Annotated in this window: 14 protein-coding genes and 1 pseudogene; 1 reads left to right on the top strand and 14 read right to left on the bottom strand. The window is 40.4% G+C overall.

What is annotated here, in order from left to right; all coding sequences use genetic code 11:
* Positions 1–62 precede the first annotated feature (62 nt).
* Positions 63–1,622 (bottom strand): BCCT family transporter, encoded by a 1,560-nt coding sequence (locus ND6B_RS06150; protein WP_033103810.1) that lies wholly within the window; start codon positions 1,620–1,622, stop codon positions 63–65.
* 404 nt (positions 1,623–2,026) lie between these two features.
* Entirely contained in the window at positions 2,027–4,273 is a 2,247-nt protein-coding gene (locus ND6B_RS06155; protein ID WP_033103809.1) for a putative bifunctional diguanylate cyclase/phosphodiesterase, read from the bottom strand.
* 323 nt (positions 4,274–4,596) lie between these two features.
* On the opposite strand from ND6B_RS06155, the gene cysZ reads away from it, so the two are divergent.
* Positions 4,597–5,307 (top strand): sulfate transporter CysZ, encoded by a 711-nt coding sequence (gene cysZ / locus ND6B_RS06160; RefSeq protein ID WP_414704488.1) that lies wholly within the window; start codon positions 4,597–4,599, stop codon positions 5,305–5,307.
* A 46-nt stretch (positions 5,308–5,353) separates the two neighbouring features.
* Here cysZ and rlmM read toward each other — a convergent pair whose 3' ends face one another.
* From rlmM to hemA, 12 genes and pseudogenes are all read right to left on the bottom strand, one after another.
* On the bottom strand, positions 5,354–6,439 hold the full coding sequence (gene rlmM, locus ND6B_RS06165) for a 23S rRNA (cytidine(2498)-2'-O)-methyltransferase RlmM (protein ID WP_024602652.1): 1,086 nt from the start codon (positions 6,437–6,439) through the stop codon (positions 5,354–5,356).
* A 17-nt stretch (positions 6,440–6,456) separates the two neighbouring features.
* Positions 6,457–6,825 (bottom strand): DUF423 domain-containing protein, encoded by a 369-nt coding sequence (locus tag ND6B_RS06170; protein WP_016900429.1) that lies wholly within the window; start codon positions 6,823–6,825, stop codon positions 6,457–6,459.
* Positions 6,818–7,474 carry an alpha/beta family hydrolase gene (locus ND6B_RS06175; RefSeq protein ID WP_033103807.1) on the bottom strand — a complete coding sequence of 219 codons (657 nt, stop codon included), beginning with the start codon at positions 7,472–7,474 and terminating at the stop codon, positions 6,818–6,820. The genes ND6B_RS06170 and ND6B_RS06175 overlap by 8 nt, the downstream gene beginning before the upstream one ends.
* Complete coding sequence (locus tag ND6B_RS06180; RefSeq protein WP_013465321.1) at positions 7,474–8,370, bottom strand: transcriptional regulator GcvA; 897 nt, start codon at positions 8,368–8,370, stop codon at positions 7,474–7,476. The genes ND6B_RS06175 and ND6B_RS06180 overlap by 1 nt, the downstream gene beginning before the upstream one ends.
* Before the next feature lie 119 nt (positions 8,371–8,489).
* A complete protein-coding gene (gene kdsA, locus ND6B_RS06185; protein ID WP_008115184.1) occupies positions 8,490–9,344 on the bottom strand; it encodes a 3-deoxy-8-phosphooctulonate synthase in 855 nt (284 codons plus the stop codon).
* Positions 9,345–9,353: 9 nt separating this feature from the next.
* The gene (locus ND6B_RS06190) at positions 9,354–10,607 is read right to left on the bottom strand and encodes a DUF819 family protein (RefSeq protein ID WP_013465323.1); all 1,254 of its coding nucleotides are present in this window, start codon (positions 10,605–10,607) and stop codon (positions 9,354–9,356) included.
* Positions 10,608–10,628: 21 nt separating this feature from the next.
* On the bottom strand, positions 10,629–11,456 hold the full coding sequence (locus ND6B_RS06195) for a tetratricopeptide repeat protein (RefSeq protein WP_033103806.1): 828 nt from the start codon (positions 11,454–11,456) through the stop codon (positions 10,629–10,631).
* 131 nt (positions 11,457–11,587) lie between these two features.
* The gene (locus ND6B_RS06200; RefSeq protein ID WP_024602655.1) at positions 11,588–11,962 is read right to left on the bottom strand and encodes a SirB2 family protein; all 375 of its coding nucleotides are present in this window, start codon (positions 11,960–11,962) and stop codon (positions 11,588–11,590) included.
* Between the two features lie 18 nt (positions 11,963–11,980).
* Positions 11,981–13,535: pseudogene (locus tag ND6B_RS19665) on the bottom strand (DUF3369 domain-containing protein).
* Positions 13,536–13,590: 55 nt separating this feature from the next.
* Positions 13,591–14,430 carry a peptide chain release factor N(5)-glutamine methyltransferase gene (prmC, locus tag ND6B_RS06205; RefSeq protein WP_013465327.1) on the bottom strand — a complete coding sequence of 280 codons (840 nt, stop codon included), beginning with the start codon at positions 14,428–14,430 and terminating at the stop codon, positions 13,591–13,593.
* Between the two features lie 2 nt (positions 14,431–14,432).
* Positions 14,433–15,518, bottom strand: coding sequence for a peptide chain release factor 1 (gene prfA, locus ND6B_RS06210; protein WP_008115176.1), 1,086 nt, complete (start codon positions 15,516–15,518; stop codon positions 14,433–14,435).
* Positions 15,519–15,525: 7 nt separating this feature from the next.
* Complete coding sequence (hemA, locus tag ND6B_RS06215) at positions 15,526–16,782, bottom strand: glutamyl-tRNA reductase (RefSeq protein ID WP_200882088.1); 1,257 nt, start codon at positions 16,780–16,782, stop codon at positions 15,526–15,528.
* Positions 16,783–16,851: the final 69 nt, after the last annotated feature.

Raw genomic sequence — 16,851 nt, 5'->3', positions numbered from 1 at the left:
TTAAAATTTAAGTGATGTATAAAATAGAAAAAGGCGCTAACGAGCGCCTTTTTTATGTGCTATTAGAGCCCTTGCTCATCTGCCATTTTTTTAACTATTTGTGGTGCTGTCCACAGTGACGGTAGTAACACAAAGGAAACTGGCACCGCGGTCACCACAATAAAGGACTGTAGCGCTGAAATTCCGCCCTCGCCAATTGAGATGAGTAATGCAGCCATTACCCCCATCATAACTCCCCAAAACACACGAATTGATGTTTGCGGATGATCGGTACCGGTCATCACCATAGATACCGAGTACGTCATTGAATCACCGGTTGTTGCCACAAAAATAGTGGTCAGTACTAAGAATAATACAGACACAACAAACCCCATGGGTAACTGCTCAGTAATGGCTAACAATGCCGCTGGTAAATTAAGCCCTGCGAAAGGTTCTGATATAACACCTGGATTATTTAACTCAAAAAATATGCCTGAGCCACCCACAATGGTAAACCAAAAGCAGGTGATCACTGGCGCAACCACAGAGATGAGTAAAATCATTTCACGAATAGTTCGGCCACGCGATATACGCGCAACAAACATCGCCATTAAAGGGCCATAACCTAAAAACCAGCCCCAAAAGAATACGGTCCACCAGTCTAACCATGGTTTATCGGCACGAAACGTAGCCATAGGAATAAAGTTATCTAAGTACAAACCGAAGGAGTGAATGTAGCTATCAATAATAAACGCAGTGGGCCCCATCAGTAATATAAACAACATCAGTACTACAGCCAAAACAACATTAAAACGGCTTAACAGCTGAATACCTTTAGTAACGCCACTTACCGCTGAAAGTGTATAAATACCAATTAAACTAAATAAAATAACCACTTGTGTGGTGTATGTGTCAGGAATGCCAAACAATTTATCTAGGCCAAAGCTCACTTGCAATCCCAAAAAGCCAATTGGGCCTACAGTACCGGCAACCACCGCTAATACACAACATGCATCAACGACAGTGCCTAGCGCGCCTTTCATTACGCACTCGCCAAATACGGGATAAAGCAAAGTACGAGGTTTAAGTGGTAAGCCTTTTTCGTAATGGAGATGCATATAAACAATGCCCGTTAAGCTGCCTAATATAGCCCAGGCTAAAAATCCCCAGTGCATAAAGCTTTGTGCAAGTGCGTTATAAGCGGCATCGTTAGTGCCTGTTTCACCACCAAATAGCGGTGGCGGAGAAATAAAATGTGCCATTGGCTCTGCTGCGGCCCAAAATACGCCGCCACCAGCAAGCAAAGTACACATAATAATACTTATCCACTTAAAGGTAGAAATTTCAGGGGTTTTTAAGCCACCCAGTACCACTGAGCCAGTGCGGCCGATAGCTAAGAAAATGCCAATCACAAAGGTTAATAAAAGTAGGACTTGCCAAAAGGCGCCAAATATTTTGGTTGAGAAGGCAAAGGCCGTATTTATCCAATCAGACATCAGTTTAATGTCGTAAAGGGCCAGCGCGGCAAATAAAACTAATATACCGCCACTGATTAAAAATACGGGTATATCAACCCCATCCAGAAACTTAACTCGGGAAGAATGTGTTTCACCCGACTTTAAAGTTGCTTTAGTGGTATTCATTTATCGCTCCTAATGGTTCTTTAAAGTTACCGACATAGCGACACACCATGACATCACACTAAACCCTAGTTTCAACAAACGACAAAGCAACTCAAAAGCGAGTTTTAAGTACTTGTCATGTTCACGTCTAGGTAATGTCACAACAAGTAGACTTATTGCCAATTCCTGACTAGTTTAACGCGTTAAAAACGCTAAACCAATGCCTCAGGAATGATTTGTGTAGTAGTTACACAATAATAAAAGATAAATTACATCACGGTATCAAACAAACAAAAAATATACATTTTTGCTTTAGCAAAAGCGCGGTACGTTATTAAACGTTGCTGCGCAGTGGGTACGCAAACAACGCGGCTTATCGATTAGGGCAACTAAACCTGTCGCCTCAGTTAGTGATAAATACAGAGTTATTGATGCTGTTTATGCCATGTTAAATAGTTGCTGTTCGTTAATGGTTTTGCAAATAAATAACCTTGCACTGCATTCACGCCCATCGACTTTAATATTGTTAGTTGCTCAGCACTTTCGACCCCTTCGGCCACAATGTTAATATTTAAGCTATGACCTAAGCCAATAATAGATTGCACAATACTTTGACCCGATGCGCTATTGAGCACTTTATCAATAAAGCTTTTATCAATTTTTAACTCATCAATAGGAAACACGCTTAAATGTTTTAAACACGAGTAGCCCGTACCAAAGTCATCAATTGAAAACACAAATCCCTGCGATTTTAATTCTTCCATTTGCTTTACGGTCCCCATCAAGTCACCCGCCAACATTGATTCAGTGATCTCTAATTTAATTCGAGTTGGCGAGACGTCAAACGCTTCAATTGCTTTAAATAGCTCACCTTTTAAAGTGGAAGAATTAAACTGACATTGGCTAATGTTAATTGATACGCTAAAGCTGTCATCGAGTAAGTTATTATCTCGAAGTGTTTCAAGTAAAATACAAATATCTCTTAATACAATATTTTGTAACTTTTGAATTAAACCAAATTGCTCGGCAATTGGAATAAATGCATTAGGGGGGATAAGTCCTTTGGTTGGATGATTCCACCTTATTAATGCCTCAGCACCCACAAGGGTTCCATCAATTGCTAATTGTGGCTGAAAATAAGCACAAAACTCATCGCACGCGATAGCCCTAACAATGTCAGTTTCAAGCTCAGTTTGATTTTCCAGTAAGGTTTGCAGTGCGGGGTCGTAAAAGCTACTACTATTACCGCCTTTCATTTTAGAGCGATACATAGCGGTATCTGCAAATTTTAAAATATTAGCGGTTATGGCATTGCTCGTGTTAATCAAACAAATACCAATACTACAACTGACCTGAAACGCTAAATCGCCCACTTCAAATTTTTCATAAAAGACACTTTGTACTTTTTTAGCAATCAACTCAGATTCACTATTAGCTTGCATGTGGCTATCACCGACATGCTCGATAAGAATAATAAATTCATCACCACCGACTCGTGCGAGGGTATCTGCCGGGTTCAAAATAGCTGTTAATCGTTGTGATAACTCAACCAGTATTTCATCGCCTGCATTATGACCTAGTGAGTCATTTATGCGTTTAAAATTATCTAAATCTAAAAATAAGAGTGCGCCAGAATGATCAGACTGCTTAATTCGCTCCACATACATACTGAGCCTATCATTGAGCATTCTGCGATTAGGAAGGTTAGTGAGCGGATCGAAAAATGCTAACCGTTGTACTTCTTCTTCGGCAGCTTTGCGATTAGAGATATCTCTGGCCATCCACACCACATGTCTCAGTGACGGGTTATTAGGCTGGTAACTTTCAAGGGGAGCTGTTCGCCCTTCAAATGTAAGCTGCTTACCTTTTATATTGAGCTGATATTCAAACACTTGAACTTCATTAGTTTGCAACGTTTTGTCAATCACCGCCAGAATAGGATTTGCATCTTCAGGAGGCATAATATCTCTGACATTTTGATTAATAACGTGCTCTTGGCTTAAATATAAACTTTCATTAGCTGTGCCGTAAACATTGGTATACTCCCCCTCTTCACTCAGAATGAGGGTTAGATCAGGAAGCACTTTTGTAAAGGCTTTAAACTTTTCATTACTTTGCTGTAATTCAAAAAGCAACGCGTTTAATCTTAGTGACTCGGTGTGCTTTTCAAGAGCAATACTGGTGAAATCAACAAAAAAATCTATTAATTCTAAATCTTGTGGTGTCGGTGACTTTGCGCTGTCATGATAAATTGCAAAAGTGCCTAATATGTCTGATTTTGTTGAAATTATGGGGGTAGACCAACATGACCTTAAACCATAACTTAACGCCAATGCTCTATAATCATCCCATAATGGCGATGTTGAAATATCTGCGGCTATAATGCGTTTTTTTTCATAGGCTGCAGTACCGCATGAACCGACAGTTGGCCCTATTTTCACACCATTAATTGCTTGGCAGTAACCCTGTGCAATATTAGGTGCCGCGCTATGAAATAGCTGCTCTCCTTTGAGCGTTAATATAGAGCACTTTGCAGAGGAGTCTTCAATAAGCTCCTCAATAGATAAACAAATATTTTCCAGTACCTCATCAAGTGGCGCACCGAGTGCTATTTTCGATAATATACTTTGTTGCTGAGAAAGCAGCTTTCTGACTCTCATTATTTCAATCAAATTATATTCCTCAACAATCACTAACGCTAAATGCGTCGCTCTATTTTAGGGCCTGTTTATAATAATTTATTATAGTCTTTTGACTATACATAATATTGAAATCAGCATCTATGCTATTTTCGTCTATTTCACGAGCGTTTGCCATTCAATACAAGGTGGCGATTTGAAATGTACTTATCAACAAATCATTTATTTACATACCATCTGTAAATACCCTTTATTAAATACTTTGTTACTTAAAAGTACTGTTTAAAATCATCAAGCTATTTATAATAGCTAAAACATAAATAATCGATGAGGTTAGTGTGCAAATAACACAAGGTATGGAATATTTTTTTTCAGGGTTTAAGTTAATTAGTCAAAAAGGGCTAAAACGCTTTGTACTTATACCCCTACTTATTAATATTTTATTATTTGGTAGCTCCTTATTCTTTTTATTTGGCTGGCTTAGTGATGGCTTTAATGCCGTAAACGCCATGCTCCCAGAATGGCTAAGTTGGCTCGAATGGTTAATGTGGCCAATTGCTGTGCTGGTGGTGCTGTTTAGTTACAGTATGTTATTTACCGTTATTACTAACTTTATCGCCGCACCTTTTAATGGCTTACTAAGTGAAAAGGTAGAGCTTTACTTAACTGGTCAAAAAATTAACGACGACGGATTAGCTGATTTAGTTAAAGATGTTCCGCGAATGCTGGGCCGGGAATGGACTAAGCTTTGCTACTACCTCCCACGCGCTATCGGCTTTTTTATTTTATTGTGGGTACTACCTGTAATAGGCCAAGTGCTATGGGTGCTTTTTACCTGCTGGATGTATGCGGTGCAATATAAAGATTATGCTTTTGATAATCACAAAATTAGCTTTACACAAATGAAAAATGACTTAAAAAGCAAACAAGGGTTATCTTATGGGTTTGGCTTTGCCGTGATGCTGCTAACCGCTATCCCATTTGTAAATTTAATTGTTATGCCTGTGGCGGTATGTGGTGCCACACGATTATGGGTTGAAAATTACCGACCACAATACCGTAGTTAAAATAAAAAATGGGCCACTTGGCCCATTTTTTATACTCGCTAATAGATTAACTATATAAGCTCTGTGGCACTTTAGTGACATTTAAGTGCACCGTTATTTCTTCACGATCATGGTATAAATGCTTAGCTTGAAGTTCATAGCTTATGCCGTACTTCGCCATTTCTTCTCTGATCATTTTTAAACATTCATACACACTATCAAAGCGTTTTTTCATCGGTAATTTCAGATTAAAAATAAGCTCTTTTGCATAAGCATTTACTGCCCAATCAATCATCAAGTTAGTCACTTTAGTCGGCTTTTCTACCATATCGCAAACCAACCAAGTGATGTTTCTTTTTTCTGGACGGTATTTAAAACCATCTTCTCTAAAATGCTTTACCTGACCCGTTTCCATTAAACTTTCGTTCATTGGGCCGTTATCTATCGCGCTAACAAACATACCACGGCGAACTAACTGATAAGTCCAGCCACCTGGGCATGCACCTAAATCAACGCTGCGCATCCCAGCTTGTACGCGTGACTCACGCTGTTGCTCAGGAATAAACACATTAAACGCTTCATCTAACTTAAGCGTTGAACGACTTGGGCCATCGCTTGGCATACGTAAACGTAAGATCCCCATAAAAAAAGGAGAGTTGTTATAACTATATGAGTAACCCACATACGCAGTATTATTAGCTAAAAACAGCACATGCATTACTGGGCGATTTGCTTTTGGCTCACGCAATACAGTGTTTTGTTTCTCGAGGGCTTTTTTAAGCGGGGTCGATATTTTTTTACAAAAAGTCAGTAACTCTTTGCCCTCGTTGGTATCGGGTGTTTCTACTCGTAGTTCAGAGCATAAAGTAAAATCTTTTGCGGCATCTACAATAGCGCCTACTCTATCTTCTACGGGCATATTTTCAATTAGGTTACCGGCAAACCATTGGCGTGCAAACACCATATTTTTAAAATCAACTTTTTTGATTATTTCGTCGCTGTGCTGCGCTTCAAAACATTCATAAATAACATAACCGGTATTTGGTTTTGCTTTTACATACCCACCAAATCCTTGTTCGGCAGCGTGAAACGTTATTTCAGCAGCGGCATCGTTTTCAAAACCACTACGACAGTAAATCACAACACTAGACATATTAACCCTTAAACTCTTTAAAACTTAAATCGTGCAACTTGCACTAAAATAACTATCCAACCAATAATAAAGCACAGCCCACCCAATGGGGTAATTGGGCCCAGCCACTTCAACCCTGTTAAGGCCAATAAGTATAAGCTGCCACTAAATAACAATGTACCGGCAATAAAAAAACCACCCGCCATACTGAGGTGCATACCCCACTTAATTAAAATAGCCACTGCAATTAACGCCAGCCCATGTACCATTTGATACTCAGCGGCGGTTTTAAAAATACCAATGGAGTACTCTGATAAACGACTTTTCAGACCATGAGCAGCAAATGCGCCCAGTATCACTGAAAGCATGCAAAAAAAGCTGCCTGCTAATAAAAATAGTTTAATCATGTTTATCCTCTTTTAAATTTTCAAGCGTATTCATTATAAAGCTTGCTGCCTGTATTGCCGCAGCATTCAGGTTTTGTTGCTCAGTCACGCCACTTTTTTTACGCGGTTTTAGTGAGTGGTCACCATCCGTTAACCATACATACTTTGGCTGCTTTGGCATGGCCATTGTGGCAAGCTCTTCGCGGGTGCCAAAGGTATCCCTTTCCCCCTGTAATACTAAAAAAGGACACGGTATGTCTGCAAAATGATCTGTACGCAGTTTTTCTGGCTTGCCCGGAGGATGAAACGGATAACCAAACGCAAGCACACCTAAAACAGGATGAGAGGTCGAACAGGCAAGCATCGATGCCATGCGCCCGCCCATTGATTTACCCCCTATAAATAGCGGTAAATTTGCATCAGCTTGAGTCACTATATGTTCAAAATAAGTAAGTAGTTTAGGCGCTCGCTCTGGTGGGCGACGTTTGTTAGTTTGTTTAGCAATTTGCATATATTCAAAATCAAACAAGCCAACGTCAATACTGTACTCACTAAGTTGTTTAGCCATGATTTGCATAAACTCAGAATCACTGCCAGCCCCTGCGCCATGAGCAAATATAAACTGTGCGATTGCCGGTTGCTGACTACTTCTAACCCATTCGATGCTCATTAATATTCTTGCTCCTGCTCAACTAAACTTAACATCCAGTCTTTAAACGATACAATTTTGCCTAACTCATTTTGTGACTCACGGATCACTAAGTAATAGGCATTCTTACTCTCTAAACTGTGATTGAACGGGATCACTAAACGTCCTGCATCAATATCTGGTTTTGCTAGTACGCTGTTACCAATTGCAACACCTTGGCCATGTACCGCAGCTTGTAACACCATAGAAGAATGACTAAATATAGGTCCTTGGTTAACTTGTACATTACGTACGCCGGCGGTTTTCATCCAGGTTTTCCAGTTTTTACGGGTGGTGTCATGTAGCAAGGTATGGTTTGCTAAATCACTGGGTTGGTTAAGCGCTCTGGGTCCATTTAACAGTAACGGGCTACATAACGGCACTAAATACTCAGTGTGCAGTTTATAGGCTTGCACCCCACTCCAATGACCGCGACCATAATAAATTGAAATATCAACATCGTCTGTTAACGAGTTTTCATCCTGATCTTGGGCTTTAATTCGCACATCAATTTCTGGGTGTAATTCGTTAAATAAGCTCAATCGAGGAATGAGCCATTGAATCGCAAAACTGGGGGTTAAACTTACGGTTAACGAGCCTTTGGCACCACGGGCTAGTAGCTTTTCAGTTGCATCTATTAGCTGAGTAAAAATCTCTTTAATATCTAAAAAGTAACCTTGGCCTTCTTCGGTTAATAATAACGAGCGATTTTTACGTAAAAACAGCTTTAAGCCTAAATGCTCTTCAAGCGTTTTTATTTGATGACTCACCGCAGCTTGCGTGACATACAACTCTTCTGCGGCTTTAGTAAAGCTTAAATGACGTGCTGCAGCTTCAAAAGCTTTCAGCGCGTTTAATGGAGGAACTCGTCTTGACATGGCAACCAAGCTTAGAATTAGTTTTTCTTATGCGGTGAATTATATACCTATGCTAGGAAAGAGTATATTCAAGCCATAAAAAAAGCGACCTAAGTCGCTTTTTAAAGTGCTAATCAACTTTATAAATCGCTAGCACTGGTATCAAGAGGGGCAAAGCTCTTGATTAAATCATCCACCGCTTTCATTTGCGATAAGTACCCTTCTAACTTGCTCAATGCTAATGCACAGGGGCCATCACATTTTGCTTCATTTGGATTGGGGTGCGCTTCAATAAATAAGCCTGCAATACCCAGTGCCATACCGCTTCGAGCAAGTTCGGCAGCTTGGGCACGACGACCATCGGCTGAGTCTGCTCGACCGCCAGGACGCTGCAGTGCATGAGTTGCATCAAATATAACGGGAGCCATGGTTTTCATATCATCCATACCTAGCATATCAACCACCAGGTTATTATAGCCAAAGCTTGAACCACGTTCACATAAGGCCACATTATTATTTCCGGCTTCATTAAATTTAGTAATGATATGACGCATTTCATGCGGAGCTAAAAACTGTGGTTTTTTCACATTAATGATCGCGCCTGTTTTAGCCATTGCAACCACTAAGTCTGTTTGACGAGCCAAAAACGCTGGTAGCTGAATAACATCAACAACCTCTGCAACCGGTGCTGCTTGATGAGGTTCATGCACATCGGTGATAAGCGGAATATTAAAGGTATTTTTAATCTCTTCAAATATCTTTAAGCCTTCTTCCATGCCTGGACCACGGTAAGAATTGATGGACGAGCGATTGGCTTTATCAAATGACGCCTTGAATACATAAGGAATATTTAATTTAGTGGTCACTTCAACATAATGCTCGGCAATACGCATCGCTAAGTCGCGTGATTCAAGCACATTCATGCCACCAAATAAAACAAAAGGTTTATTATTTGCCAGTTCTATTTGATTAATATTTATAACTTGGTTGTTCATTTTAATTCCTTATGGTGCAACTGCTTGCATCATTAATCCACAAATATACGCCATATATGTACCTACACCATAGCCAAGTACAGCTAATAATACGCCGACCGGTGCCAGTGACGGATGAAACGCAGCGGCCACAACAGGGGCAGAAGCTGCGCCACCTACATTGGCCTGTGAGCCAACAGCCATATAAAATAACGGCGCTTTAATTAATTTAGCCACAATGAGCATTAAGCTTGCGTGAGTTAACATCCAAATTGCACCAATAACAAAATACATCGGTGAATCAAAAATCGCCATTACATTCATATGCAGGCCAATCGATGCCACTAAAATATACAAAAAGGCTGACGCCACTTTCGATGAACCAAACGCCTCAATATGGCGTACTTTGGTAAACGATAAGCAAATACCTATCGTCGTTGATATAACAATAAGCCAAAAGAACTTACTGTTTAAACTGTATTCTTTTGCCCACGCATAATTATTGGCAAAGAAGGGCCCTAAAATATCTGCACAAAAGTGCGCTAAACCGGTAATACCAAAGGCAATAGCAATAATCATCATGTAATCATTTAGCGTTGGCATACGCGCATGCTCTGCATGGTATTTTTCAACACGTTGCTTTAAGTCTTCAATCGCGGTGGTATCTGCACCGGCTTTAGCGTCAATCGCTTTATGATTAGCTGCCATTAATAATAATACTGCCATCCATAAATTAGCCACTATCACATCCACGGTGACCATGGCTGAGAAAATATCGCCACCCACTTCAAACATTTCTTTCATAGATGCTTGGTTTGCACCGCCACCAATCCAGCTGCCTGCAATGGTTGTCATACCACGCCAAACAGCGTCAGGGCCATGTCCCCCTACCGCTTCTGGATAAACAGCACTCATTATTAAAATAGCTAATGGGCCACCAATCACAATACCTACGGTGCCGGTTAAAAACATAATTAATGCTTTAGGACCTAAATTAATAATCGCTTTTAAATCAATACTGATGGTAAGCAAAATTAAACACGCTGGCAGTAAATATCGCGAAGCGACGTAATATACGTTAGATTGAGAACCATCAACAATACCAAAGGTATTTAACAATGACGGCAAAAAATAACACAGCAATAATGCCGGTACATATTTATAAAATGCCACAAGACCTGGGCGTTGACTATTTGAGGTTTTGAAAATAAACCCTAAAATAATCGCCAATAAACCAAGTACAACGGCATCATTGGTAATTAATGCAGTTTGGGGATCAGCCATAACATTTCCTATTTTTTATTCTTAGTGGTGAGTTTTATGATTGTCTTCAAGTTCTTCAATTTGATGTAGAATGATTTCAATAGCAGGATCATCAGGACATTCATCAACAAAAAACTGTAAATCATCTCGTGCCATTTTAGGGCAGCCAAGCTGATTTAGTAAATAACCTCTGTCGCGTCGCTCATAGGGATCATCACCTAACATTTCCATTAATAAATCGACGCAAGTTAATGCATGACCAAATTTATTTTCACTAATGAAAGACCATTTTTGCTGCGCTAAAAATAATTTATACACTTCGTCTTCAAAAATAAGCTCTAAAGGCTCTTGTTCTTGAGGATTTTCTTCATCAATATTTTCAGGAATGATGTACCAACTTTGTTGGCCACTGCTAGGGTCGACAAGATAACCCTCTTCATCACTCATTGCGACGTGAATGCCCACTTCGCCTTGAGTTATGCTTACACTGGCATCGAGTTTAGCATGCTGTAAAAAGTGGCATAACAAAATAGCTAAGGTTGTCGGTGTGCCACTGCGCATACACAAGGTGTAGCTGATGCTATTTAACTTATACTCAGGAACTTTCAAGCTTGATGCACTAAATAGCCACTCACTATAAAAGCTATCAAGTAGTTTATCTAGGCGATCGTGTTCGTCCGGCATCTGCTGACAAATAGACTCTATTTGCTGCTCAAACGCAGTGAGTATTTCAAGACTTGGTGTTAAGTCAATTTGAGGGTCCCATTTAGCTTCCGCTTTGATACAACGATATATAGCCGGCGGCAAAAAATCATCGTAAGCATCTTCTATATAAGATTCATCGTGTTCATCAAACCCGAGGGTGGTCATTCATACTACAACATTCTAGAAAACGAGGACGTAGTTTACCTAATTTTAAAGCTAGATACCAATAATCAGAAATGAATTGAAGAGGTAAGCTTTACACCTTTGGTGTGCAAAGCTTAAATAGGCATTGTTAATTATAACAACAGCGGGGCTTTCGCTGTTGCTAAGTAACCAATAGCTAAAATAACAGCGGTGTTAAGTACTAAAAATACGACTTTTGGAACGGTTGTCGTTTGTTTAGCGCTAATAATACCCACAACAATATAAACGATAACTAGAATAATTTTTTCTAATAACCAAAGCTGCTCTAATGGGTTTATTTTAGCCATTGCCATTAAGCCGATGGCTGAGACAATTAATAAAGTGTCTATACTGTGGCTACCAATAAAAACCAATTTATTTTTGGCAAGGCTGCCACTGCCCATACGAGAAAAAGAACGTACGTAAAATAAAATAATACTCACTAGCGCAATGGCCATGTGTGAGTGTTTTAATGCTAAATAATCCATATGTATTGTTACTTCTGTTTAGTTATGTGTTTTGTCAGGAAAGCGTAAAAGTACCGCTTCGAGGTCTTCAAGTTTATCATTAAATACATCAACAAGTTTAGGATCAAAATGCGTTCCTTTATTTGCGTTGATCTCCGCAACCGCTTCTTCAAGTGTCCACGCACCTTTATAACAACGTTTATGGCGCAGTGCATCATACACATCAGCCAATGCCACTATTCTGGCAAAAATATCAATACGCTCCCCCTTTAATCCACTAGGGTAACCAGAACCATCCCACTTTTCGTGGTGCTGCTGTGCGATTAATGCCCCTGCGCTGACTATTTTACGCGGTGAATCTTTCAAAAATAGCATAGCCTTTGCCAGCATGAGTTTTCATAACTTCCCACTCTTCGCTATTTAACTTGCCAGGCTTATTTAAAATTGCATCCGGAATACCTATTTTACCCACATCATGTAAAGGCGATGCAAAGCGAATTAAATTCGCTTGCTCTTCAGATAACCCGTAGGCTAATGCTAATTCATAGCAAATATAAGCAACCCGTTTTACATGATTACCCGTTTCGCACGAGCGCTGTTCAACGGCTTCACTTAAACGATAAACAAGCTCTTGTTGTGTGGCTTCAACTTCAGTATGTAACTGCACATTTTCAAATGCCAACTGCACATTTTGAGAAAAGATTTCAATTAGGTTTCGTTGTGTATCCGTCAACTTTGACGGCACACCTGATACAAACAACATTGAATTATGGTTAAATTTACTGCTGCAATAAGCAAACAAATAATCATCTCTGTACACAATTGCTTTGTTAGCAAGGGCCTCTTGGCATGCTAACAGTTGGTCTTCTGCTAGTACGGTTTCTAGCTCTTCTCCCTCGCGCTTAGCAAAATCGCCGGTACCAGAGCAAACAATCAGTTTTTTATTCATCTCCTCTGACGGATTTTGTGCAACTAAGGTGGTGGCATACATGGCTTCATCAGCAACGTTTAGTAAAGAAGTAAGCTGCTGCATCACGCCTTCAATAAAGTTATCCATTGAATGGGTTGCAAAAATATTGCGCGAAGCGGTGATTATTTTTTCTAGCCCTTCACGCGATTGCTCAATCGAAATAATATCGCGATACGAGCGAAGACTTGCCATCATAACGGTGAATAATTTTTGTGCGGTAAGTTCTGTTTTAGATTTATAGTCATTAATATCGTAATTTACGATTACTTGGCGCTCGGGTGCTTGGCCTGGCTGCCCGGTTCGTAGAATAATGCGAATATAATTATTTTTAACGGTATCACGAATGTATTTTGCTACTTGCAAACCCGCATCGTCTGTTTCCATAACAACATCGAGTAGGATGATGGCCGCATCAGGATGATCATCAATCAACTTTTTCGCTTCTGCGCCGGAATAAGCACTAATAAACTCCAAACGTCTATCTTGAAACTTAAAATCACTCAACGCTAAACGCGTAACAGCATGAACCTCGGGTTCATCATCAACAATTAGAACTTTCCATGTTCCTTGCTCTTCACTTACTACTTCAGGTGGTTGTTCATTTGAAAATAAAAAATCTTCCATCACAAAGAGTTCCTTAAAACATATGCAAACAAACAACGGGGCTATTTTTAATAAGTTAAGGCCATTGTCCGAAAGTTACGCGGTCGTTATTACCAAGATCTTTCACTGTGCTTACATTTATAAACGCCATTTGGTTGAATATATGGCGAACAGCTGCACTTTGCTCAAATCCGTGTTCAATTAAAAGATAGCCATTAGAATGTAAATAGTCACGTGATTGTGTAATTATTTGTTTAATATCAGCTAATCCAGCATCATCTGCAACCAATGCAGACAAAGGCTCAAAGCGCACATCACCTTGGTGCAAGTGTTTATCGTTATATTCTATATAGGGAGGGTTGGTTACAATTAGATCAAATTTTTTATTATTTAACGCGCTAAACCAATTGCTTTGTTCAACACACACATTATTTATCGCTAATCGTTTTTGATTACGTTTGGCCAGTGCCACCGCATCATCAATACGATCAACGGCAATAATATCCCATGTAGGCATTTCACTACCAAGCGCAAGTGCAATTGCTCCAGTGCCTGTGCCCAAATCGAGCACTTTGGCGTCATTTGGTACATTACATGAAAGCGCAAGCTCAACTAAGGTTTCTGTATCAGGGCGAGGAATGAGTGTTGTTGGATTTACTTCAAGCTGTAAACTCCAAAACTCACGATACCCTGTAATGTGCGAAACAGGCTCGCCGTTTAAACGACGCTCACATGCACGCTCAAACGCTTGTGATTGCTCATCCGTTAATTGTTTTTCTGGCCAAGTAAATAAATAACTACGTGGCTTTTGTAAAATATTAAGCAGTAGTACTTGAGCATCTAACTTTGCGCTATCACTACTTGATGCTAATAAATTAGCACCGGTAGTAATAGCGTTTTCAACAGTGAGGTTCACGATTAATCGTCGCCCATCGCTGCTAATAAGTCGGCCTGATGCTCTTGCATTAGCGGCTCAACCACAGCGCCTAAATCACCAGCTACCACTTCGTTTAAACGATAAAGCGTTAAGTTAATACGGTGATCGGTAATACGCCCCTGCGGATAGTTGTATGTGCGAATACGCTCAGAACGATCGCCACTGCCCACTAAATTACGACGTTCAGACGCCTCAGCTGCATGACGTTTTTCATCTTCAGCCTGTTGCAAACGCGCTGCCAATACCGACATCGCTTTTGCACGGTTTTTATGTTGAGAACGCTCATCTTGACACTCAACCACAACACCGGTTGGTAAATGAGTAATACGAATGGCAGAGTCGGTTTTATTAACGTGCTGACCACCGGCGCCCGATGCTCTAAAGGTATCAACTTTAATATCGGCGGTATTAATTTCTATGGCTTCGGCTTCTGGCACTTCTGCCATGACAGCAACAGTACAGGCTGAGGTATGTACGCGCCCTTGTGACTCAGTTTCTGGGACGCGCTGTACACGGTGCACGCCTGATTCAAATTTTAATTGCCCATACACACCTTCACCGCTGATGTTAGCAATTACTTCTTTGTAGCCGCCATGTTCACCTTCGTTGGTCGTCACAACTTCTACTTTCCATTTTTTTGTTTCTGCGTAGCGGCTGTACATTCTAAACAAGTCGCCAGCAAAAATAGCGGCCTCGTCGCCCCCTGTTCCGGCGCGAACTTCTAAAAACACGTTGTTATTGTCTTTCGGATCTTTAGGCAACATAAGCACTTGAATGTCGTCTTCTAAAGTCGAAATTTGTGCTTTTGCTTCTTTATATTCTTCTTGTGCCATTTCGCGCATTTCAGGATCTGAATCTTTTAGCATTTCTTCAGCGCTACTCAAGTCTTCTTGTGCTTGCTGGTATGCTAAAAACGTTTTCACCACTTCTTCAAGCTCAGAGTATTCTTTTGAAAGAGTACGAAAGCGGTTTTGATCACTAATGACCGATGGGTCACTTAGTAGCGCTTGAACTTCTTCATAGCGCTCAACTAAGGTTTCTAATTTACGATAAACGGACTCTTTCATTTAACTGTTATTCCTGATCTATACCTAACATTTTTTTCAATTGGTTTAACTGAGCCACTTCACCTTTTTTCGCTGCATCTTGGATGGCACGGGTAGGCGCGTGCATTAAGCGATTGGTTAATTTATTGGCCAGCTCTAAAATTACTTTTTCTGCGTCTTTACCTGTATTTAGCTGACTAAGCGCCCTATCTACAAGTTCTGCTTTTGTTGTTTGTACATCATTACGGTAGTGGCGAATTAAATCCACTGAATCAAGCGAGCGCAACCACATACAAAACTCTTTGGTGCGCTCACTAATAATAATTTGTGCTTGCTCTGCCGCTTGCTCACGAGCAGCCATGTTTTCACTAACAATGGCTTGTAAGTCATCGACCGAGTACAAGTAGGCGTCGTCGAGCTCACCGACTTGGCTTTCAATATCGCGTGGTACAGCTATATCAATAAACAGCATCGGCTTATAGCGGCGTTGTTTCAGTGCTTGCTCAACTACACCTTTACCAATAATGGGCAAAGTGCTGGCGGTGGAGCTAATCACAATATCAGCTTGATGCAAACGTTCAGGCAATTGTGCCAACGCAATAACATCGGCTGATACTTCATCGGCTAAACTGCGCGCTCTTTCTATTGTTCTGTTGGCAACAGTAATTTTTTGCGGCTCATTTTGGTATAAATGTTTTGCTACCAGCTCTATGGTTTCACCGGCACCAATGAGTAACACCTTGGTTTTATCCAGCTTTCCATAAATATGCTTTGCTAAATTAACCGCCGCAAAGGCAACCGATACAGCACTGGCACCAATGTTGGTTTCGGTACGGACTTCTTTTGCCACCGAAAACGTTTTTTGAAACAAACGGTCAAACGTAACGCCCACCGCATCATGGGTTTTGGCACTATTATAGGCTTGTTTTATTTGCCCTAAAATTTGTGGTTCGCCTAACACCAGCGAGTCAAGCCCACAGGCTACACGCATCAAATGATTTATTGCAGCGCTGTCTTCATGACAGTAGATATTTTTACTCAGTTCATGTTCATCTAAACCATGGAAACTGGCCAACCATTGCAACAATGTTTGGGAATTTTGCTGTGCAAGGCTACAATACACCTCAGTGCGATTACAGGTAGAGACAATAACCGCTTCATTAAAGTCGGCATGGCCACTTAATTGTTGTAGCGCCTCTGAAATTTGCTCAGGCGAAAAGGCCACTTTTTCTCGTAATTCTACGGATGCGGTTTTGTGATTAATACCAAGTGCTATTATGGTCATATCTGCCAAATATTGCTGAGCCCTACTACATAGGCGGCAATTTTATCAAAAATCTCAGGAATATGGAAA

This window comes from Pseudoalteromonas sp. ND6B (assembly GCF_000764215.1).
Lineage (GTDB): Bacteria > Pseudomonadota > Gammaproteobacteria > Enterobacterales > Alteromonadaceae > Pseudoalteromonas > Pseudoalteromonas tetraodonis.
Note: the sequence above shows the minus strand (reverse complement) of the source record. Positions and strands in the feature narration are given on the sequence as shown.

What these genes read in the sequence shown, in the direction of transcription:
- cysZ (WP_414704488.1), top strand. Translation starts at nt 4,597, where the DNA reads ATGGAATATTTTTTTTCAGGGTTTAAGTTAATTAGTCAAAAAGGGCTA.
- rlmM (WP_024602652.1), bottom strand. Translation starts at nt 6,439, where the DNA reads ATGTCTAGTGTTGTGATTTACTGTCGTAGTGGTTTTGAAAACGATGCC.
- kdsA (WP_008115184.1), bottom strand. Translation starts at nt 9,344, where the DNA reads ATGAACAACCAAGTTATAAATATTAATCAAATAGAACTGGCAAATAAT.
- ND6B_RS06170 (WP_016900429.1), bottom strand. Translation starts at nt 6,825, where the DNA reads ATGATTAAACTATTTTTATTAGCAGGCAGCTTTTTTTGCATGCTTTCA.
- prfA (WP_008115176.1), bottom strand. Translation starts at nt 15,518, where the DNA reads ATGAAAGAGTCCGTTTATCGTAAATTAGAAACCTTAGTTGAGCGCTAT.
- ND6B_RS06150 (WP_033103810.1), bottom strand. Translation starts at nt 1,622, where the DNA reads ATGAATACCACTAAAGCAACTTTAAAGTCGGGTGAAACACATTCTTCC.
- hemA (WP_200882088.1), bottom strand. Translation starts at nt 16,782, where the DNA reads ATGACCATAATAGCACTTGGTATTAATCACAAAACCGCATCCGTAGAA.
- ND6B_RS06200 (WP_024602655.1), bottom strand. Translation starts at nt 11,962, where the DNA reads ATGGATTATTTAGCATTAAAACACTCACACATGGCCATTGCGCTAGTG.
- ND6B_RS06180 (WP_013465321.1), bottom strand. Translation starts at nt 8,370, where the DNA reads ATGTCAAGACGAGTTCCTCCATTAAACGCGCTGAAAGCTTTTGAAGCT.
- ND6B_RS06190 (WP_013465323.1), bottom strand. Translation starts at nt 10,607, where the DNA reads ATGGCTGATCCCCAAACTGCATTAATTACCAATGATGCCGTTGTACTT.
- ND6B_RS06175 (WP_033103807.1), bottom strand. Translation starts at nt 7,474, where the DNA reads ATGAGCATCGAATGGGTTAGAAGTAGTCAGCAACCGGCAATCGCACAG.
- ND6B_RS06195 (WP_033103806.1), bottom strand. Translation starts at nt 11,456, where the DNA reads ATGACCACCCTCGGGTTTGATGAACACGATGAATCTTATATAGAAGAT.